At 73.7% G+C, this 19,989-nt stretch carries 17 protein-coding genes; 8 read left to right on the forward strand and 9 right to left on the reverse strand.

From position 1 onward, the window contains the following. Positions 1 to 3: 3 nt before the first annotated feature. Entirely contained in the window at positions 4 to 1,605 is a 1,602-nt protein-coding gene (locus Q1B24_RS08950; RefSeq protein WP_299926551.1) for a BTAD domain-containing putative transcriptional regulator, read from the reverse strand. Positions 1,606 to 1,857: 252 nt separating this feature from the next. Here Q1B24_RS08950 and Q1B24_RS08955 point away from each other — a divergent pair, with 252 nt between their 5' ends. The 4 genes from Q1B24_RS08955 (at position 1,858) to Q1B24_RS08970 (ending at position 5,442) form a co-directional block, all read left to right on the forward strand. Further along, entirely contained in the window at positions 1,858 to 2,055 is a 198-nt protein-coding gene (locus Q1B24_RS08955) for a hypothetical protein (protein WP_299926553.1), read from the forward strand. A 103-nt stretch (positions 2,056 to 2,158) separates the two neighbouring features. Then, positions 2,159 to 2,377 carry a hypothetical protein gene (locus Q1B24_RS08960; protein WP_299926556.1) on the forward strand — a complete coding sequence of 73 codons (219 nt, stop codon included), beginning with the start codon at positions 2,159 to 2,161 and terminating at the stop codon, positions 2,375 to 2,377. Between the two features lie 93 nt (positions 2,378 to 2,470). After that, entirely contained in the window at positions 2,471 to 4,750 is a 2,280-nt protein-coding gene (locus tag Q1B24_RS08965; RefSeq protein WP_299926559.1) for a MinD/ParA family protein, read from the forward strand. Then, positions 4,747 to 5,442 (forward strand): hypothetical protein, encoded by a 696-nt coding sequence (locus Q1B24_RS08970; RefSeq protein ID WP_299926562.1) that lies wholly within the window; start codon positions 4,747 to 4,749, stop codon positions 5,440 to 5,442. The genes Q1B24_RS08965 and Q1B24_RS08970 overlap by 4 nt, the downstream gene beginning before the upstream one ends. Positions 5,443 to 5,506: 64 nt before the next feature. On the opposite strand, the gene Q1B24_RS08975 is transcribed toward Q1B24_RS08970, so the two are convergent. The 3 genes from Q1B24_RS08975 to Q1B24_RS08985 are packed head-to-tail and all read right to left on the reverse strand — an operon-like array spanning position 5,507 to position 9,500. After that, a complete protein-coding gene (locus Q1B24_RS08975) occupies positions 5,507 to 8,149 on the reverse strand; it encodes an ABC transporter permease (protein WP_299926565.1) in 2,643 nt (880 codons plus the stop codon). Next, positions 8,146 to 8,868, reverse strand: coding sequence for an ABC transporter ATP-binding protein (locus tag Q1B24_RS08980; protein ID WP_299926568.1), 723 nt, complete (start codon positions 8,866 to 8,868; stop codon positions 8,146 to 8,148). The genes Q1B24_RS08975 and Q1B24_RS08980 overlap by 4 nt, the downstream gene beginning before the upstream one ends. Next, positions 8,865 to 9,500: a PadR family transcriptional regulator gene (locus Q1B24_RS08985; RefSeq protein WP_299926571.1), complete on the reverse strand. Its 636-nt coding sequence runs from the start codon at positions 9,498 to 9,500 to the stop codon at positions 8,865 to 8,867. The genes Q1B24_RS08980 and Q1B24_RS08985 overlap by 4 nt, the downstream gene beginning before the upstream one ends. A 152-nt stretch (positions 9,501 to 9,652) precedes the next feature. Here Q1B24_RS08985 and Q1B24_RS08990 point away from each other — a divergent pair, with 152 nt between their 5' ends. Further along, positions 9,653 to 10,159, forward strand: a complete 507-nt coding sequence (locus tag Q1B24_RS08990; RefSeq protein ID WP_299926574.1) for a DUF4282 domain-containing protein — start codon at positions 9,653 to 9,655, stop codon at positions 10,157 to 10,159. A gap of 126 nt (positions 10,160 to 10,285) precedes the next feature. Here Q1B24_RS08990 and Q1B24_RS08995 read toward each other — a convergent pair whose 3' ends face one another. The 4 genes from Q1B24_RS08995 to Q1B24_RS09010 form a co-directional block, all read right to left on the reverse strand. Beyond that, the gene (locus tag Q1B24_RS08995) at positions 10,286 to 11,836 is read right to left on the reverse strand and encodes a hypothetical protein (protein WP_299926576.1); all 1,551 of its coding nucleotides are present in this window, start codon (positions 11,834 to 11,836) and stop codon (positions 10,286 to 10,288) included. After that, complete coding sequence (locus tag Q1B24_RS09000; RefSeq protein ID WP_299926580.1) at positions 11,820 to 12,518, reverse strand: ABC transporter ATP-binding protein; 699 nt, start codon at positions 12,516 to 12,518, stop codon at positions 11,820 to 11,822. Before Q1B24_RS09000 ends, Q1B24_RS08995 begins: the two co-directional genes overlap by 17 nt. A gap of 187 nt (positions 12,519 to 12,705) precedes the next feature. Next, positions 12,706 to 14,925, reverse strand: coding sequence for a 3-hydroxyacyl-CoA dehydrogenase NAD-binding domain-containing protein (locus Q1B24_RS09005; RefSeq protein ID WP_299926583.1), 2,220 nt, complete (start codon positions 14,923 to 14,925; stop codon positions 12,706 to 12,708). A gap of 111 nt (positions 14,926 to 15,036) precedes the next feature. Continuing rightward, a complete protein-coding gene (locus Q1B24_RS09010; protein ID WP_299926586.1) occupies positions 15,037 to 16,248 on the reverse strand; it encodes an acetyl-CoA C-acetyltransferase in 1,212 nt (403 codons plus the stop codon). Between the two features lie 123 nt (positions 16,249 to 16,371). Between Q1B24_RS09010 and Q1B24_RS09015 the strand changes: the two genes are divergently transcribed. The 3 genes from Q1B24_RS09015 to Q1B24_RS09025 all read left to right on the forward strand — a co-directional run bounded on the left by Q1B24_RS09015 (position 16,372) and on the right by Q1B24_RS09025 (position 19,302). After that, positions 16,372 to 16,983 (forward strand): helix-turn-helix domain-containing protein, encoded by a 612-nt coding sequence (locus Q1B24_RS09015; protein WP_299926589.1) that lies wholly within the window; start codon positions 16,372 to 16,374, stop codon positions 16,981 to 16,983. Next, complete coding sequence (locus tag Q1B24_RS09020) at positions 16,980 to 18,302, forward strand: cation:proton antiporter (RefSeq protein WP_299926592.1); 1,323 nt, start codon at positions 16,980 to 16,982, stop codon at positions 18,300 to 18,302. Before Q1B24_RS09015 ends, Q1B24_RS09020 begins: the two co-directional genes overlap by 4 nt. 103 nt (positions 18,303 to 18,405) lie before the next feature. Then, the gene (locus Q1B24_RS09025; RefSeq protein WP_299926595.1) at positions 18,406 to 19,302 is read left to right on the forward strand and encodes an NAD(P)H-binding protein; all 897 of its coding nucleotides are present in this window, start codon (positions 18,406 to 18,408) and stop codon (positions 19,300 to 19,302) included. A gap of 2 nt (positions 19,303 to 19,304) precedes the next feature. Here Q1B24_RS09025 and Q1B24_RS09030 read toward each other — a convergent pair whose 3' ends face one another. Next, positions 19,305 to 19,988 carry a CPBP family intramembrane glutamic endopeptidase gene (locus Q1B24_RS09030; protein ID WP_299926598.1) on the reverse strand — a complete coding sequence of 228 codons (684 nt, stop codon included), beginning with the start codon at positions 19,986 to 19,988 and terminating at the stop codon, positions 19,305 to 19,307. Position 19,989: the final 1 nt, after the last annotated feature.

The raw sequence follows: 19,989 nt of genomic DNA on the forward strand, positions 1-19,989 counted from the left end.
TCCTCACCCCACCGGGCCCGGGTCCTGCGTGCCGGGGTCGGTGGGTTCGCCGGGCGGACTCGGGTGCCGCGTCGGGCTGGGCTGGGGGGTCTGGCTCGGGGACGGGCTGGGCTGCTGGGTCTGCTGGACCGGGGTCGTGCTCGGCGTGGGGGTGGGGGTGGGGGTCGGGGTCGGGGTGGGGGTCGGGGTCGGGGTGGGGGTGGCAGTCGGTGAGGACGTGGTGGGCGTCGGCGTGGGGCTCGGCGCGGGCGGCGGGGACGGGTCCCGCTGTGGTGCGGCGGCCGCGGCGAGCGCAGGCGCCTCGGCCTCCTGGACGCGGACCTCGCCGACGACGGGCGCGGCGGTCGGGGACGTCGCCGACCACTCGTAGGTGCCGCCGTCGAGCCCGCCCAGCACCAGCCGCTGCCCGTCGCGGCTGCGGACCACGACGCTGCGCACGAGGCTCCTGCCGGACGGCCCCGCGACCTCGAGCCGGACCCGGGCCGGTCGCTGGGTGGCGCGGACGACGAAGACCGCGGCTCCCTCGGTCGAGCCGACGGGACGCACCAGCACCTCGCGGGCGTACGCCGGACCGGTGGCGGCGCCAGGACCCGGCCGGGCGGGCGGCGCGTCCGGGAGGCGGTCGCCGGAGGACACCGGGTCGGTGGGCCGCGCGCGGTCGGGGCCGAGGTTGGCGACGGACACCGAGACTGCCAGGACGAGGGCCGCCCCCACCGCCAGCCGCGCAGCGGTCGCCCGCCGGGACAGGCCGGCCGGCCCTGTGGGGGACAGGGGGTCCGGTGGGGGCGGCGGTCCGGCGGGGGGTGGTCCGGGCGGGGCGACCTGCCGCAGGACCGATGCGGCCCTCTCCCTGGCGGGTGTCCGACGCCGGACGGGGACGACGACCGGGGCGGCGGGGGGCGCGGAGGCCTCCACGAGGGCGCCGAGACCGGGCGACGGCACGACCCCGAGCTCGGTGCGTACGACGTCGCGGTAGCGCTCGAGCTCCCGCACGGCGCCGGCCCGGTCCCCCCGGCCGAGGAGGGCGCGGATCAGCAGCTCGCTGGCCGACTCCCGCAGGGGCTCGATGCGCGCCACCGCGCGCGCGGCCTCCTCGGCGAGCGTGGTGTCGCCCCGCTCGAGGGCCGCCCGGGCCAGCCGCTCGAGGGCGCCGACCCGCTGGTGCTCCAGGTCGTCGCGGTGCGCCTCGACCCACTCGTCGTACCAGCCGGGGAGCAGCTGCTCCCCCGCCAGCGTGACCAGCAGCGACGGGTCCGCCCCCGCGTCCGGGCCGGCGGCCGCCGACACGGCCGCCCGCAGGACGTCGACGTCGACCACGACGTCCGCCGCGAGCGCGACGCTCGTCCGGTCGGCCGTGAGCAGGCCGGGGCACCGCTGGTGGGTCTGGGACACGGCGCGCCGGAGGCTGGCGAGGGCACGGGCGTCGGTGCTCTCGGGCCACAGCATGCCGGCGACCTGCGCGCGGGCGCGCGGGCCGGTGAGGGCGAGCAGGGCACACAGGCGCTGCTCGCGGCCGCCGAGCGCGACGACGTCGCCGTCCACGACGAGCTGCCACCCGCCGAGGAGGCTCAGGCCACGACTAGTGGCACGCCTGGTCTCCCGCATGGTCGATCACCGAGAAGTCCCTCTCCCGTTCCCGCTCCTCGATGTCGAGCAGCGGGCATCCCTGGGGCAGCAGCCTCCTCGCCGCCCACCCCTACGGACGGGCGCGCGAATGGTTATCCCCACGATTGGGGTCGACGTCTGGACCACTTTCGGCTTGCGGTCCGGGTGGCGCGGCTCGATCACGCAGGAGTCACGCAGGGTCCGGTCCGATGTGCCGCACGACCGACCGCACAGAGGGAGGAGGTGAACATCATGCGGGAACTCTCATTCGCCGAGCTCGACACCGAGCGCACCGAGCTTCTTCCGACCCGGGAGACGCTGACCTACGGCGGCAACTTCAACTGGGCCAACATCGTGGCGACCAACTCGTCCATGGCCCTCAACGCTGCGTCCCTGTACGCCGTGGCGAACAGCGCTGCGCAGCAGACGATCCTGGTCAGCCAGGGCTGACGACCTCGCGTGGCCTCCCTGCGGAGGGGGAGGCCACGCATGGTCACGGTCCTCCGCCCCGACCACGTCGGGACCCGACCAGCACAGAAGGAGGTGAACCCGCATGGTCCGACGACCCGAGCTCGTCATGGCCGACCTCGACGCCGAGACAGCCACGCCGTTGCCACGTCGGGAGACGTTGAGCTGCCAGTTCGCATGCGTCAACGTCACCAACGTCGTGGGCGTCAACCTCGCCCTCGCCGTCAACGCGGCCACGATCGGCTCCCAGGCCAATGCACTGGCGCTGCAGTACCTCGCCTCGGTGCAGATGCACATGCCGTGAGACCCGGCGGCGGGGGCGTTTGCTCTGGCGCACCCGCCGCCGTCACGCGATCCACCCGCCGGAGCAGCCAGAGCAGACAGAGCACCCAGAGCGATGAACCTGACGACCGCAGACCACCTGACCACCGAGCCACCGCCCGCCACCGAGCAGCGGTGGCGCCAGACGCGCGGCCTGGAGTTCCTGGGCCCCGTCCAGGGCTCCGGCCTCAAGGACCCGGCGTTCCTGGTGCGACGCGTCGACGACCAGGTGGTGCAGCTGTCCGAGCTGCTCCACCTCGTCGTGCGCGCGGTCGAGCCGCCACGGCCGGCCGAGCAGGTGGCCGCCGACGTCAGCGAGGCGTACGGCCGGACCCTGAGCGCCGAGGGCCTGGCCCACCTGGTGACCACCCGGCTCGAGCCGCTCGGGCTGGTGGTGCCGGACGAGTCAGCGGAGCCGACGCGGTCAGTGCGGGCGCGGCCCTTGCTGGCGCTCATCGCCAAGGGCACGCTGGTGCCCGCCCGCGTGGTCGGCCACCTGGCCGGCGTGCTGACGCCGTTCTTCTGGCCACCGCTGGTGGCGGTGGCGCTCGCAGCCCTGGTCGCCGCTGACGTCGCCCTGGTGACGCGCGGCGACCTCTGGTCGGCGATCGGCGAGGTGTTCGCCACCCCGACGATCGCCCTGCTGATCTACGCGATCCTCACCGCCGCGGCCCTCGTCCACGAGCTCGGCCACGCTGCTGCGTGCCGCTACGGCGGCGCACGCCCCGGCGAGATCGGCTTCGGGCTCTACCTCGTCTTCCCCGCGTTCTACACCGACGTGACCGACTCCTACCGGCTCGGCCGGGCCGGGCGGGTGCGCACCGACCTCGGTGGGCTCTACTTCAACGCCCTCACCGTGCTGGTGCTCGCAGCGGGCTACCTGGCGACGGGCAGTGGCGTCCTGCTCCTGACTGCGTTCGCCCTGCAGGTCCAGATGCTCCAGCAGCTCATCCCGGTGGTCCGTTTCGACGGCTACTTCGTCCTCTCCGACCTGGCCGGCGTGCCCGACCTGTTCGCCCGGGTCGGTCCGGTGCTGCGCAGCCTGCGCCCCGGTCACCCCACCGACCCGCGCGTGAGCGAGCTCCGGCCGCGCTCGCGCCAGTTCGTGACCGGCTGGGTGGTGGTCGTCGTACCACTGCTGGTCGCGGCGCTGGGCTGGGCGATCTGGTACCTCCCCGAGTTCCTCGAGCGCGGGCGCGAGGGGGTCCGTCTCCAGCAGCTGGTCTTCGACGTCGCGTGGGAGGCACGCGACTGGGCGGCCATGGCCCTCGCGGTGGTCTCGATCGCCCTCCTGCTGCTGCCGCTCCTCGGCGCGGCGCTCGCGCTGTGGCGGGTGGCGGGGTCGCTGGTCCTGTTCGCGCGGACGAGGTTCGCGACGCGGGAGCCGGCGGCGTACGGGCTGACCGCGCCGCCCGACCCGCCACGGGTCGTCTCGGCGGCCGACTTCACCGACGAGGTGATGTACGCCGCCCCGGCGCCGGTCCCGACGCAGGGCTGGCGCGGCACGGTCTACCGCGGCAGCGGCCACCTGCTCAACCCCGGACCGAGCCTGCCCGAGCAGCGACGGCGCGAGCTCGAGCGCCGCCTGCGCACCCCCATCGACGGCTCGCGGCGCGTGGTGGTGATGAGCCGCAAGGGCGGTGTCGGCAAGACGACGATCACGCTGGCGCTGGGCAGCACCTTCGCGCTGCTGCGCGGTGACCGGGTGATCGCGGTGGACGCCAACCCCGACGCCGGCAACCTCGCCCACCGGGTCGCGCCGCCGCACGACCGCACCGTGACCGACGTGCTGCGCGACCTGGACCAGATCACGACGTACGCCGCCCTGCGCCGCTACACCTCGCAGGGCATCGAGTCGCGGCTCGAGGTGCTCGCCTCCGACGACGACCCCGGCATCGGGCTGGCCCTGGCGCGCGACGACTACCACCGGCTGATCGGCCTGCTCGACCGCTTCTACAACCTGATCCTGCTCGACACCGGCACCGGCATCCTCGACAGCGCCAACCAGGGGCTGCTCACCGAGGCCGACCAGGTGGTGCTGGTGGTGCGGGCCGGTCTCGACGGCGGCCGGGCCGGGGCGCTGACGCTGGACTGGATGGACCAGCACGGGTTCGACGACCTCGTCGCACGGACGGTGGTGGTGGTCAACGCGGAGCGACGCGGCAGCGAGCCACCGGAGCCGATGCGACGGCACTTCGAGAAGAGGTGCGCGCGCGTCGTGACGGTCCCGTGGGACGACGCGCTCGAGCCGGGTGCGCTGACCGACATGTCCGCGCTGCACCGGCGTACCCGGGACGCGCTCGTCGACATCGCGGCGGCGGTGGCCGACAACTTCGTCGTCGGGGATGAGTCATGACCGCGCGCGGCGTGGTCGCGCACGCGCTCGTGGCGACCCTGCTGCTGGCCGGCGCCGCGGACGCGACCTCGCGAGGGGCGGCCGACGAGCGGCGCGACCTGGACCTCGTGGCCAGCGCGCAGCCGAGCGACCAGCGGCGCGAGGACAGCGACCGGGTCGTCGGCGAGGTGATGGTCCGCGAGGACTCGGTGAAGGCGGACGCCGTCGCGACCACCGTGACCGCCTGTCACGGGTGCCGCGGGGACAGCACGGCGCTGCAGGTGCTCTACGTGCCGGGGCCGTCGTCGGCCCGCTTCGACAACGTCGCCTCCGCCTGGACCCAGGACTGCTGGGACTGCAGCGCGACCGCTCTGGCCGTGCAGGTGGTGGTCATCGGACCGGGCACCCGCGCGCGGCCGACCAACCGGGCCCTGGCGGTCGGCGGGTCGTGCGCCACCTGCGTCACGGCGACCGCGGCCTTCCAGGTCGTCGTGCAGGTCGATGCGGTCGGGCGCCTGCCCGACCCGGTCCTCGCCGAGATCATGGCCTGGGTCGGGGCGGAGGCAGCCGCGCTCCGGGCCGTCGCGGCGACCCCGGTCGCGCCACGACGCGCGGAGCGGTCCGCGGCCCGGTCGCTCGGCGAGCTGCGCCGGGTCGTCGTACGCGCCCTCGACGCCCGCACCCGCTCCGCCCGGGTCGCCGTCACCCGCTGACCGGTATCTGAGGACGTGGTGGTCGGCGAGAAGGCCGATTCCCGTTCATCACGTCCTCAGATAGTCAGTCGAGGCGGGCCACCAACGGCAGGCGCGAGCGGGCGGTCAGCCCGACGACGGCCGCGGTGAAGAGCGGCAGCGCGACCACGACGGCGACGATCAGCAGCCACGGGATGGCGAGAAAGGGGCCGTGCTCGCCCGTGCCCCAGTTCGCCGACGTGAGCGGCCGCGAGATGGCGACGCCCGGGATGAAGCCCACCGCCGCCCCGAGCAGGGCGCCGACGGACCCGACGACCAGGGCGTACGCCGCTGCGACACCGCGCCGGGTCCGCGGAGCCGCGCCCACGGCCGACAGGGTGGCCAGGTCGGGTCGGGCGTCGGACAGGGCGAGGAAGGTGGCGGTGAGGGTGCCGCTGAGCATCAGCACGCCGCCCAGCACGCCGAGGACGAGCAGGATGATCGTGGCCTCGACGGGGCGCTGGTAGCCGCGCTCGACGTACACCCAGCTCTCCGGCGCCACGGCGGCGACGGCCTCCTCGATGCGGGTCTGGGTGGGCTCGTCGATGTCGCCGGTGAGGCGCAGCTCGTAGGGCACGACCGGGAGGTCGAGCTCCTCCACCACGCTGGTGGGGGCGATCGCGACGGCGGGCGCGACCGGTTGCTCCCACGTCACGTAGGCCGCCGGCAGCCGGTGGGTGCTGACGTCGTCGGGCTGCTCGGCGTAGCCGCTCTCCCAGCGCTCCTCGCGCACCTCGACGGTCGTCGCGTCGACGTCGTCGGCGCCGGTGAGCACCACCAGGCTGCCCGCCGCGAGCGCCTCGTCGACGGCCCCCGCCTCCGAACCGGTGATGCCCGCCTCGGTCGCGGTGTCGGCCACCAGCAGCTGGGGGCCGGAGTAGGCGAGGGAGCTGTCCTGGTCGTCCCACGTGGTCTCGTCCGTCACGACGCTGACCGAGGTGAAGCCGTCGACGGCGTAGGGCTCCTCGACGCTGACGACCCGGCGGGTCACGACGTCGGGCGCGGTGTCGTGGACGACCTGCTCCACCCGGTCGTAGAGCGGCCCCGGGTCCGGCACGTCCTCGCCGAGCAGGATGGTCCCGGAGCCGACGCTGACGCGGCCCTCGCCCATCGCGAGCTCGGGGGTGTAGGTGCGCTGGTTCTCGAGCTCGTCGCTGGCGTTGGCGATGCCGAGCGCGACGACACCGGCCACGGTGGCGGCGACCGCCGCCACGGCCGGCACCGTCCGGGTGCGGTGGCGCGCGGCGTCGCGGGCGGCGTAGCGCACGGGCAGCGGCAGGCGCCCGGCCAGCCGGCCCACGAGCGCCACGACGACGGGGACCACCAGGATCATCCCGAGCACCGACACCACGGCCGAGGCGGCCATCCAGATGGCACCGTTGCCGCTGTCGGAGGTGACCGCGCCGTAGGACGACCCGGCGATGCCCGCGCCGAGCAGCGCCAGGCCCAGGACGGGGGTGGCGGCGCGCGGTGTGCGGTCGCCGCGCCGACCGGCGAGGACGGCGACGACGTCCTGGCGGCTTGCCAGCCACGCCGGCACGACCGAGGCGAGGAGGGCCGAGGCCAGGCCGAAGAGCGTGATCGCGGCCAGCCAGCCCAGCGGCACCTCGAACGGGCCGAACCACGAGCCGTCGAAGCGCTGCACCAGCGGCAGCAGCGCCCACCCCGTCACGACGCCGAGCACCAGCCCGACCCCGGACGCGACGGCGCCCAGGACGATGCCGCTGGCCAGGATCACGCGGCGCGACTGGGCGGGGGTGCCGCCGCAGGCAGCCATCAGCGCCAGCGACCGGGCGTGCCGGCGCGCGCCGACCGCGAAGGCCGGCCCGGCGAGGAGGACGACCTCGAGCAGCGCCATCACCACGATGAGCGCGGCGACGGCGTACATCTCGTCCTGCCCGGTGTCGTAGCCCATCTGCTCGGCCACGTCACCGACGTCGGGCGGGTCGGAGAGGACGGCGCGCGAGGCCACGATGCCGCCGACGGCGTTGAGGGCGCGGACCTCGGACCAGGTGACCGGGTCCGGCCCGACCAGCCACTCGGCGCGCGGCCCCTGGTCCTCGCCGAGCGCCGAGCCGATCGGCCCGACGACGCTGGGCACCATGCGGTTCTGGGCGTGCCGGCCGACACCGACCACCGTGGCCGTGCGCGCGCCGAGGTCGAGCTCGTCGCCGAGGGCCACGCCCTTGTCGAGCAGCGCCTGGTTGGCGACGACCTCGTCGGCGGTGCGCGGGAGCCGGCCGGAGGTCAGCTCGAAGAACCCGTCCGCCATCGGGTCGCCCAGGTCGACCTCGGTGACGTCGAGGTCGACGACGCGCTCGCCGATCCGTACGCCGCCCCACCCCTGGCGGATGGGGAGCAGCCGGGTGTCCGGTCCGAGGACCCCGGTGACGACCGCCGCGTCGAGCGGCTCCGCCTGCTCCTCCGCACCGTCGGCCGTGTAGCCCTGCTGGGGGTCGGGTGCCTGGAGGACCGGTCCGGTGCCCTCGGTCCACACGCGGGCCGCGGCCGCACCCATCCGACGGTCGACGCCCTCGGCGCCGCTGAGCTGGGACGTCTTGATCACGACCGCCGCGGCGCTGACGGCCAGCACGGGCAGCGCGACCATGACGAGCACCAGGATGCTGCGCCCCCGGTGCCGCAGCGCGTCGCGCCGGGCGATCCGGAGCGCGGTCCGCCAGCCCCTCACCGTGCGGACTCGTCGACGAGCAGCGTCTCCGGCTCGTCGGCACCGGTCTCGTCCACCACGACACCGTCGCGGAGGAAGACCACGCGGTCCGCCCACGCGGCGTGCCGGGCCTCGTGGGTGACCATGACGCCCGCGGCGCCGGCGTCGCACCGGGCACGGAGCAGCCGCAGGATCTCCTCGCCGGTGTCGGTGTCGAGGGCGCCGGTGGGCTCGTCGGCCAGGATCAGCCTCCGGTCGCCGACGATCGCGCGGGCGATCGCGACGCGCTGCTGCTGGCCCCCGGACATCTCGTCGGGGAAGCGGTCGGCGAGGTCGACGATGCCGACCTCCTCCAGCGCGGCCAGCGCCAGGCGGCGGGCGACCTTGCCCTTCTCGCCGTCGAGCTCGCGCGGGAGGGCGACGTTCTCGGCGGCGGTGAGCGCGGGGATCAGGTTGAAGTCCTGGAAGACGTAGCCCACCGACGTACGCCGGATCCGGGCGCGGCCGGCCTGGTCGAGCGAGGCGAGATCGGTGCCCTCGATCCACACCGAGCCGCCGGTCGGCTGGTCGAGGCCGCCGGCGAGCGTGAGCAGCGTCGACTTGCCCGAGCCGGAGGGGCCCATGACGGCGACGAGCTCGCCCGGGCGGGCGCGGAAGGTGACGCCGCGCAGGGCGTGGACCTCGGTGGCCCCCTCCCCGTGGACGCGGGTGACGGCGGCGAGGTGGAGGACGGCGTTCATCGGGTCGCCCCCTCGTTGCTCGTCGCGGCCGGGGCGTCGCGGCGTACGACCTCGCGCTCGAGCGCCGCGCGCCGCAACCTGGCCTCGCAGTGGTCGAGCCAGCGGACCTCGGCCTCGGCGTCGAAGACGAGCGAGTCGAGGACCAGGCTCCAGGCGAGGTCGGCCGGCTCCGCGGGCCTGGCCGCGCGGCCGGTGCGCTTGAGCCGGGTGTAGTCCTGGAGCGAGGCCATGGTGGCGCTGCGCTGGCGCTGGATGATCGTGCCGACGTCGACGCCGGGCAGCGTGACGGCGATCGCGAGCTTGATCGCGAGCTCGTCGCGCGCGGGCTGGGTGCGAGGCACCGGGGTGGCGAACCACTCCGACACCTCGCCCCGGCCCGCGTCGGTGGCGCGGTAGCTGACGTGCTGCCGGTCGCTGCCGGCCTGGTGGGCGTCCTCGTCGGTCTCGTCGGCACCCCCGTGTCCGACGACCTCGACCAGTCCGTCCCGCTCGAGCCGGGTCAGGGTCGTGTAGACCTGCCCGATGTTGAGCGGCCAGGTCTCCCCCGTCCGCTGCTCGAACTCCGCCCGGAGCTGGTAGCCGTACATCGGCCCCTGCTCCAGGATCGCCAGCATCGCCTGCCGGATCGACATCCGCGCCTCCGTGTCATCCGTCCACCGCCCCCCGACGGGGATGGATACCGGGTATGTATACCACGTATGCACCCGGCTGCGCGCGTCTCCGCGGTTTGGCGCCGGCCCTCCGGGGCAGGAGGTGGGCGCACCCACCCACCACAGGAGGACCCATGTCCCAGCCCGACGGCACGCCCGCGCAGGACCCCTACGGCGACCAGCCCACCGCCCCCTACGGCCAGACCCCCTCCTCGCCCCCGCCAAGCAGCGGGTCCTACGGCGGGGGTTCCTACCCCGGCGGCGGGTCCTACGGCGGCGGTGGTTCGTACGGCGGTGGCGGTGGCTACGGCGGCGGTGGCTACGGCGGCGGGCCGCTCGCCGGGCAGCCGAGCGGCAAGGGGTTCTTCGGCGCACTGTTCGACATGAGCTTCTCGACGTTCGTGACGCCGATGATCATCAAGGCCGTCTACATCATCGGGTTGGTCGCGATCGGCCTCGGGACGCTCTTCTTCGCCGTCAGCGGCTTCTTCGGTGACAACCCGGGGCTCGGCATCGTCACGCTCATCGTCAGCCCGCTGGTCGGTCTGCTCTACCTGTGCTTCTTCCGGATGATGTGCGAGTTCTACGTCGCCATCACGCGGATGAGCGAGGACATCAACCGCCGCCTCCCGCAGTCCTGAGGTCGCTCGCTCGCGACCTGGAGGGGAAGTCCGTCACTTCGAGGGGGTTGTTTGCCCCTTCAGGTGACGGACTCCCCGCTCGAGCGGGGACTCTGCGGGCGAGGGCCTGCCGGAAGTCGCCCAGCCTCAGACGGCGGCGACCGTCAGCACCACCCGCGCGCGCTCGTCGCCGGTCGACCACCGGCGGCGGACGCGGAGCAGGCGGGCCGTGGACCAGGCGAGGAAGGGGAGCGCCACCACGGCCGGGACCCACGCCCACGGGAGCGCGGCGAGGCCGGTGAAGAGCATCGCGGTCAGCGTCGTGACCAGCGAGAGCCGCCCGGCGTACCCGGCCATCGCGGCGTGCGGGGCAGGCGTGGCCCGCGGCGAGGAGAGGTCGACCGAGTAGGGCGACCGGATCGACCAGGTCATCACGATCGCCAGCACCTGCACGACCACGACCAGCCAGCACGACGCCACCGCCACGCCCACCGCGAGCGGCGGCAGGCCGTTGCGCAGCAGCGCCAGCACGACGGTCACGCCCGACACGACGGCCATGCACTCCGCGACCACCAGGGCGCGTACGTCGAACACGTCGGCCGCGGACACCGGCAGCGTCTCGCGCCAGACCATCCCCTTGCCGTCGAGGCACCAGGCGTTGACGCCGAAGAGCAGCGCCGCGCCGCTCGCGGTCAGGCCGGGCAGCAGCAGCACCGTGCCCCACTCGAGGCCGGCGACGAGCGCGACCAGCCCGGGGCCGATCCCGAGAACCATCAGTCCGCGGCGCATGCCGACCGAGCGCCACACCGACCCGCGGTCCAGACGGCGCAGCAGGGCGCGGTCGGCGGATCCCCAGCGGGGCTCGGGCACGGGCCGCGCCTCGTGCACGCCGGACTGCACGCGCAGCTCCTCGCGCGGCGGCAGCCCGAGCGCCCAGCCGGCCGGGCGGGCGCCGACCACGACGGCCGCCACGGCGAGCAGCAGCAGCGCCCCGGCCGCCAGGGGCCAGCGGCCGGTCTGCGCGGTGTCGGCGACCCAGGTGGTCGGGAGGGCGCGGGCCAGGGGCGCGAGCGCTCCCGCGAGGTGGAGCCCAGCGAGGAGGACGACGACGGCTCCGGCGGTGAGGCGTACGACGAGCACGCCGCGCGCGGTGCGGCGTACGCCCTCGACGGCCCAGCCGGCGGCCTGCCCGAGCGCGGTCGCGGCGAGGACCCACGCCAGGACGACGAGCTGGGCGCCGAGGAGGCGCTCGGGCGGCGCGACCAGCGCGGTGATCGCGAGCAGCCCCCAGCCCTGGACCAGCCAGGCGAGGTTGACCGGGGCGAGGACCAGGGCGCCGAGGTGCTCGGTGACGGGACTGATCGGGTGGACGGACGCCTCGCTGCGCGACAGCAGCTCGCGGCCCCCGCCGCTGCCCATCGCGGCGCCGATCGCCAGCAGCAGGAAGCCGGCGAAGGCGGCGCCGAGGTTGCTCTCGAGGGCCGCGAGCGCGCGCTCGAGCGGCGCCGACTCCACGGCGTGCAGGTCGACCCGCGTCGGCGCGACGGCGAAGACCGCTGTCAGCACGACCACGACGGCGAGGCCGAGGAGAGCCGCGCCGCGACGGCGTACGGTCCCCGCGCGGAACCTCATCAGGTGGCGGGTGTCGCGGGCCGCCTCGAGCCAGGTGCTGGAGAAGGTGTCAGTCGAGGAGGGCACGGTAGGCCTCGCCGGTGAGGTCGCCGGCCTGCATCGCGGCGACGCGGTTGCCGCCGCGCAGCACGACCGCCTCGCCGCAGGCCTCGAGCGCGAGGTCGCGCAGGTGGGTGGAGAGCAGGACGCAGGCGCCGCGGGCGCGCGCGTCGGCGACGACCTCGAGGGTCGCCTCGACGCCGAGCGGGTCGACGCCGTCGAACGGCTCGTCGAGCAGCAGCACGGCCGGCTCGTGGAGCGCGGCGAGGACGACGCTGAGGCGGCGGCTCATGCCGTGGCTGAAGCCGCCGACCACGCGGTGGGCGACGTCGCCGAGCTCGAAGCGCTCGAGCAGGTCGCGGCCGCGCTCCTCCCAGTCGTCCATCCGGCGCAGGCGTGCGCTGAGCTGGAGGTGCTCCCACGGCGTCGCGCGCGGGACGAGGCCGCCGACGTCGGGGCAGTAGCCGACGGCGCGCTTCACGCCGAGGGCGTCGGTGGCGGCGTCGTGACCGGCGACGGTCACCGCGCCGGAGGTGGGCGGCACGACCCCGGCGAGGACCTTCATCGTCGTCGACTTGCCGGCGCCGTTGCGTCCGAGCAGGGCCGTCGCGCGCCCGCTGTCGGCGGTCAGGTCGACACCCGCGACGGCCTCGACGTCGCCGAAGCGGACGTGCAGGTCGCGGACGACGACGGCGGGGGTCTGGCTCACCGCACGATTCTCGCCGAGTCGGCGCATCTCCACAGGCGAATCGACCGGGCGCTTCCTGCCCGTCCCAGACGCCGACCGGGCGCTTCCTGCCCGTCCCGGACGCCGACCGGGCACCTCCTGCCCGTGTTGCGGCAGGAAGCGCCCGGTCGGTGAGGCTGACGGGCAGGAAGCGCCCGGTCACGTGTGGTCAGGCGGGGAAGGACTCGCCCTTCGCCGCGAGGTCGCGGAGGTACGCCGTCGGGCGGAAGCGGTCGCCGTACGCCTCGGCGAGCTCGTCGGCACGGGCCAGGAAGGCGTCGAGGCCGATCGGGCCGACGCCGTGGCCGGTCTCGTCGAGCGCCTGCCAGCCGGTCATGAACTGGGCGGCGCCGCCGGTGAGCGCCGGGAAGCCGATGCCCATGATCGAGCCGATGTTGGCCGCCGCGGCCGAGGTGATCACGCCCTCCTCGAAGCACTTCGCGGTCTCGAGGGCCTCGATGAAGAGCATCCGGTCGCGCACGTCGCGGATCGGGACCTGCTGCTCCGCGACGGGGAAGTGCTCGGCGAGCCCGGGCCACAGCGTCGTACGCCGCCCGTTGTCGTCGTAGTCGTAGAAGCCCGCACCCTTGAGCCGCGAGGGCCGGCCGAGGCCGATCATCGTCTCGATCACCGCACCTGCCGGATAGTCGCCAAGGTCGATGCCCTCGCGCTCGGCGGCGTCCTCGGTGGCCTTGCGGATCTTGGCCATCAGCTCCATGTTGAGCTCGTCGCTGATCTGCAGCGGCCCGACCGGGAAGCCTGCCGAGGTCGCGGCCCGCTCCAGCGAGACCGGGTGCACGCCCTCGGCGAGCATGGCGAGGCCCTCGTTGATCTGGGTGCCGATGACGCGCGAGGTGTAGAAGCCGCGCGAGTCGTTGACGACGATCGGCGTCTTGCGGATCTGCTGCACGACGTCGTACGCCTTGGCGAGCGCGGCGTCCGAGGTCTCCGCTCCGCGGATGATCTCCACCAGCGGCATCTTGTCGACAGGGCTGAAGAAGTGCAGCCCGATGAAGTCCGCGGGGCGGTCGACACCGGTCGCCAGCTCGGTGATCGGCAGGGTGGAGGTGTTCGAGCACAGCAGCGCGTCCGCGTGGACGTGCGGCGCCACCTCGGCGAACACCTTGGCCTTGAGCGACGGGTCCTCGAAGACGGCCTCGATGACGAGGTCGCAGCCGGCGAGGTCGGCGGCGTCGGCGGTCGGCGTGATGCGACCGAGCAGCTCGTCGGCCTTGTCCTGCGTGATCTTGCCGCGCTCGACGCCCTTGGCGTTGAGCTTGGCGGTGTACGCCTTGCCCTTCTCCGCGGCCTCGAGCGAGACGTCCTTGAGCACGACCTGCATGCCGGCGCGGGCGCACGAGTAGGCGATGCCGGCGCCCATCATCCCGGCGCCGAGGACGGCCACCTTCGTCGCCTGCCAGCGCTCGATGCCCTGGGGGCGCAGCGAACCGGAGTTGATCGCCTGGAGGTCGAAGAAGAAGGCCTGGATCATGTTCTTGGCCTGCTGGTTGACGACCAGGTTGGTGAAGTAGCGGCTCTCGATGCGCGAGGCGGTGTCGAAGTCGACCTGCGCACCCTCGACGGCGGCGCTCATGATCGCGCGCGGCGCCGGGTAGACCGCGCCCTTGGTCTGCTTGCGCAGCAACGCCGGGAAGGCCGGCAGGAACTGCGCGAGCGCGGGGGTCTTCGGCGTCCCGCCGGGCATCTTGTAGCCGGCGCGGTCCCACGGGTTCTTCGCGGAGTCCTCGTCCTGGTGCTCGAGGATCCACTTCTTCGCGGCGGGCAAAAGCTCCTCGCGGGTCGGCACGAGCTCGTCGACGAGGCCCTTCGCCAGCGCACCCTGCGGGTCGAACTGGGTGCCGGGCATGAGCACGTCCATCAGCGCGGACTGCAGGCCCAGCATGCGTACGACGCGGGTGACCCCGCCGCCGCCGGGCAGCAGGCCGAGCGTCGCCTCGGGCAGCCCGATCTTGACCGAGCGGTCGTCGACGGCGATCCGGTGGTTGGTCGCGAGCGCGATCTCGAGGCCGCCACCGAGGGCGGCGCCGTTGATGGCCGCGACGACGGGGCGCGGGTAGGTCTCGAGCCTGCGGAGGCTGGCCTTGACGGCCTCGCCCATCGCGAAGATCTCCTCCGCGTCGTCGGGCGTCGCCTTCATCATGTTCTTGAGGTTGCCGCCGGCGAAGAAGGTCTTCTTCGCGCTCGTCACGACGACGCCGGTCACGTCGTCGACCTCGTCGTGCAGGCGCCGCACGGCGGCCTCCATCGACGCCTGGTAGAGCTCGTTCATCGTGTTCGCGCTGGCCGTCGGGTCGTCCAGGGTCAGCGTCACGATGCCGTCGGCGTCGCGGTCGTAGCGGACGGCGGTCTGGGTGTCAGTGGTGCTCATTGCTCTCCTTCGCTGGTCGAGGAGGGACGAAGTCCCGTCACGAGACCAGGCTCGGCAGGTAGGGGTGGTCTCGTGACGGTCGCTGCGCGACCTCCTCGACCAACGGGAAGGTCAGACGAGCTCGACGATGGTGGCGATGCCCATGCCACCGCCGACGCAGAGCGTGGCGAGGCCGCGCTTCTGGTCGCGACGGGCGAGCTCGTCGACGAGGGTGCCGAGGATCATCGCGCCGGTGGCGCCGAGCGGGTGGCCCATGGCGATGGCGCCGCCATTGACGTTGGTGACATCGTGGCTGATGCCCATGTCGCGCATGAAGCGCATGGCGACGGCGGCGAACGCCTCGTTGATCTCCCACAGGTCGATGTCGTCGACCTCGAGGCCCGCCCGGGCGAGCGCCTTGCGCGCGGCGGGGGCCGGGCCGGTGAGCATGATCGTCGGGTCGGCGCCCGAGACCGCGGTGGAGATGATCCGGGCGCGCGGCGTCAGGCCCAGCGACGTACCGACCTCCTCGGTGCCGATCGCCATCACGGCCGCGCCGTCGACGATGCCCGAGGAGTTGCCGGCGTGGTGGACGTGGTCGATGGCGGGGACCCAGTGGTACTTCTCGAGCGCGACGTCGTCGAACCCGGCGTCCCGGCCGATCTGGGCGAACGACGGCTTCAGGCCGGCGAGTCCCTCGACCGACGTGTCCGGGCGGACCGTCTCGTCGCGGTCGAGCACGGTGATCCCATTGGGGTCCTTCACCGGGACGACCGCGTCGTCGAAGTAGCCGTTGGCCCACGCCTTCGCGGCGCGGTGGTGCGACTCGGCGGCGTACGCGTCGACGTCCTGGCGGTTCCAGCCCTCGATCGTGGCGATCAGGTCGGCGCCGATGCCCTGCGGAACGAAGCCGGTCTCCAGCGCAGTGGCGGGGTCCATCGCCCAGGCGCCGCCGTCGCTGCCCATCGGCACGCGGCTCATCGACTCGACGCCGCCCGCGATCACGAGGTCCTCGAAGCCGGAGCGCACGCGCTGCGCGGCCTGGTTGACGGCCTCGAGGCCCGAGGCGCAGAAGCGGTTGAGCTGCACGCCCGCGACGGTCTCGGGGTAGCCGGCCTTGAGCGCGGCGGTCTTGGCGATGTCGCCGCCCTGGTCGCCGATGGGGGTCACGACACCGAGCACGACGTCGTCGACGCGGGCCGGGTCGAGCGTGGGGTTGCGGGTCTTGAGCTCGTCGAGGAGTCCGACGACCAGGTCCACCGGCTTCACCTCGTGCAGCGAGCCGACGGCCTTGCCGCGGCCGCGAGGTGTGCGGATGTGGTCGTAGACGAATGCTTCTGCCATGTGGGCGATTGTGACACCATTACTGTCACAGTCCAACAGGTGTGGCGCGCGTCACCTGCCGGCCCCGGGTCGCCCACCCGGCGGGGTCTTCGGCGGACGGTGCGCAGACGAGAGGATGGTCCGGTGGAGACCGAGCTGCAGGCCGACCGGGAGACCGGGACGGACGTCGAGCTGCTGACGCTGGACGAGCTGACCGCGCGCACGGGCGTGAGCGCGCGCAACGTGCGGTTCTACGCCTCGCGCGGCCTCGTCCCGCCTCCCGTACGCCGCGGCCGCTCGGGCTACTACGGTCCCGACCACGTCGCCCGCCTCGAGCTCGTGCGCGAGCTGCAGGGGCACGGGTTCACGCTGTCGGCGATCGAGAAGTACGTCGAGCAGATCCCCGCGACCGCCACGCCGTCCGACATCGCCCGCCACCTCTCGCTGCTCGCCCCGGTCACCGGGGACCGGGACGTCGACGTGCCGGGCGGCCTGTCCGGCATGGGCATCTCCCCCGACGCCGCCGAGGCCGTCGCCGAGGTGTACGCCGAGCACGGTCGCCAGGTCGCCGAGGAGCTCTCCGAGATCGTGCGCACCAAGGTGTGGCCGCAGTTCCGCGAGGCCGGCTACACCGCCGAGCAGCTGCGCGAGTTCATCCACCGCCTCAAGCCGCTCACCATCGCCGGCCTCGTCACCGCCTACGAGCAGGCGATCGACGACAGCCAGGCGTCGTACGACGCCAAGCGGCCACGATGACCGGGGGTGCGGTCTACCTCATCCTCGGGCTGTCGCTGCTGCTGGCGACGCTCCTGCCGCACCTCACCCGCCGGGTGGCGCTGTCGCCGCCGATGGTCCTCGTCGGGGTCGGCCTCGCCATCGGCCTGCTGCCCCTCTCGGACGACGTGAGCCTGCAGCCGGAGGACAACCGCGAGCTCATCACCCACGTCACCGAGTTCACCGTGCTGGTGTCCCTCATGGGCGTCGGGCTGGCGATCGACCGGATCCTCCAGCTGCGGTCGTGGCGCTCGTGGCGGACCTGGTCGCCGGTGTGGCGGATGCTCCTGGTCGCCATGCCGCTGACCATCCTGGGCACCATGCTCCTCGGCTGGTGGGTCGCCGGGCTGGCACCCGCGGTCGCCCTGCTGCTGGGCGCGGTGCTCGCTCCCACCGACCCGGTGCTCGCCTCCGACGTGCAGGTGGGCGAGCCGCTCACCGATGACGTCGCCGAGGCCGAGGCCGAGGACGGGGTGGAGGAGGACGACGACATCCGGTTCTCGCTGACGGCCGAGGCGGGCCTCAACGACGGGCTTGCCTTCCCCTTCGTGCACCTGGCCCTGCTGCTCCTGGCCGGCGGCTTCGGGCTCGCCGATGCCGGAGCATGGCTCGGGTGGTACGTCGTCGGCAAGATCGCGATCGGGGTCGCGGTGGGGCTCGGCGCCGGATGGCTCCTGGGCCGACAGGCCTTCCACGCCCGCAAGGAGGAGCTGCGGCTGGCCGACGCGGGCGAGCCCCTGCTCGCGGTCGCCGCGCTGCTGGCGTCCTACGGCGCAGCGGAGCTCGTCGGCGGCTACGGCTTCCTGGCCGTCTTCGTGTGTGCGGTGCGGTTGCGCGCCTCCGACCGGGGCAACTCCTACCACCGTGCGATGCACGGCGTCGTGGAGCGCCTCGAACGACTCATGACCCTGCTGATCCTGCTCGTCCTCGGGATGGCGATGACCCGCGGGCTGCTCGACCACCTGGACTGGCGCGGCGTCGCCGTGGCGCTGGCGCTCGTGCTGGTCGTACGCCCGCTGGCGGGCTGGGTGGCCCTCGCGGTGCTCTCGCGCGACGAGCGCGAGGACGGCGGCCTGGACCGCGGGGAGATGGCCGCGGTGGCCTTCTTCGGGGTGCGCGGCGTCGGCTCGCTGTTCTACCTGGGCTACGCCGTGACCCATGAGCACGTGCCCGACGAACCGTGGCTCTGGTCCACCGTCGCCTTCACGATCATCGTCTCGGTGATCCTCCACGGCGTCACCGCGACGCCGGCGATGGCGCGCCTCGACGCCCGCAGGAGGGCCGCCTCCACGACTGGGTGAGGCGGACGTGCGGTGCGGGCTGACAGAGTGGGTGCATGTTGAGCACCCCACGACGTTCCTCTCCTCCGCTGCGCTCCCCCGACCAACGTCGCGGGGACCCCGCATGAGCACAGTTCTCGTCACCGGTGCCACCGGTTTCATCGGCCGCCGCCTGGTCCCCGCCCTCATCGAGGACGGCCACGACGTCCGTGCCATGACCCGGCACCCGGAGTCGTACGACGGCCCGGGTGAGCCGGTCGGCGCCGACGTGTCCGACCGCGCCTCGCTCGACGACGCACTGCGCGGCGTGGACGTCGCGATCTACCTCGTCCACTCCCTCGACGACCCCGACTTCGAGCGCAAGGACGCGCAGGCGGCCCGCAACGTCAGCGCCGCCGCGGCCGCCGCCGGCGTGAGGCAGATCGTCTACATGGGCGGCCTGGGCGACGACGGGGACGACCTGTCCGCCCACCTCCGCTCGCGTCGCGAGGTCGAGCGGCTGCTCGGCGAGGACGGCGTACCCGTCACGGTGCTGCGCGCGGCGATCGTCGTGGGCCACGGCGGGATCTCGTGGGAGATCACCCGCCAGCTGGTGAAGAACCTCCCGGCGATGGTCGTGCCCAAGTGGGTCAACACGCGCACCCAGCCGATCGCGCTCGACGACGTGATCCGCTACCTCGCCGGCGTCGTCGACAACGAGCAGGCCCTCGGCCGGGTCTTCGAGATCGGCGGCACCGAGCAGCTGACCTACCTCGAGATGATGCGCGTCGCGGGCGAGCTCATCAACGGCCGCTCGATCCCGATCGTCACGGTCCCGGTGCTGACCCCGCGGCTGTCCTCGCGCTGGCTCGCGCTCGTGACCGACGTCGACGCCACGACCGGGCGCAACCTGATCGACTCGATGTCGCACGAGGTCGTCGTCACGGACACCTCGATCCGCGACGTCGTGCCCGGAGAGCCGCTGTCCTACCGCGAGTCCGTACGACGCGCGCTGGCCGAGCGGGCCGCCTCGGGGGCCTGACCTCAGAACAGCAGCGGTAGCAGGAACAGCATCGACAGCGACCACGTGATGTGGGTCAGGATCGGCGCCAGCACGCCGCCGCTGGCCCGCCGCTCGAGGCCGCACACCGCGCCCAGGACGATGGCGGCGAAGCCGAGCATGATGTTGCCGGTGGCGAGGGTGGCCACGACGTAGGCCAGCGTCGTCCACAGCACCGGGTGCCGTGGGATGGCGGCGTACATCGCGCCGCGGAAGAACAGCTCCTCGGCGATGCCGTTGAAGAAGGTGATGACCGCGAGCACGGCCAGCGAGCCCTCGTCGGCGTAAGCCAGGACGGAGCTCACGTAGTCGGCGAGCGGCTCGATCTCGCGCACCACGAGCGATCCGAGGACGAACACCCCGACGAGCAGCAGTCCCAGCAGGATCGGCGCCACGACGGGCCGGATCAGGCCCTCCCCGTGCGCGATGCGGCCCAGGTGCAGCCGCCCGGACAGGAACGCGCCGGCCGCCCACACGCCGGCCAGCACGACCGCCGCGACGTAGAAGACGTTGCTGCCGGGCTCGAGGCGCAGTGACCAGCCGAGGACTGCCGCCCCGACCAGCACGACGATCGCCGCGACGACCTGGCGGCGGCGGAACGCGGCGGCGGTGTCGCGCTGGTCGCGCGGCACCACGTCCCACAGCGATCGCCGGATGAAGGTGCGCATG

This window comes from uncultured Nocardioides sp., from assembly GCF_947488025.1.
Classification (GTDB): domain Bacteria; phylum Actinomycetota; class Actinomycetes; order Propionibacteriales; family Nocardioidaceae; genus Nocardioides.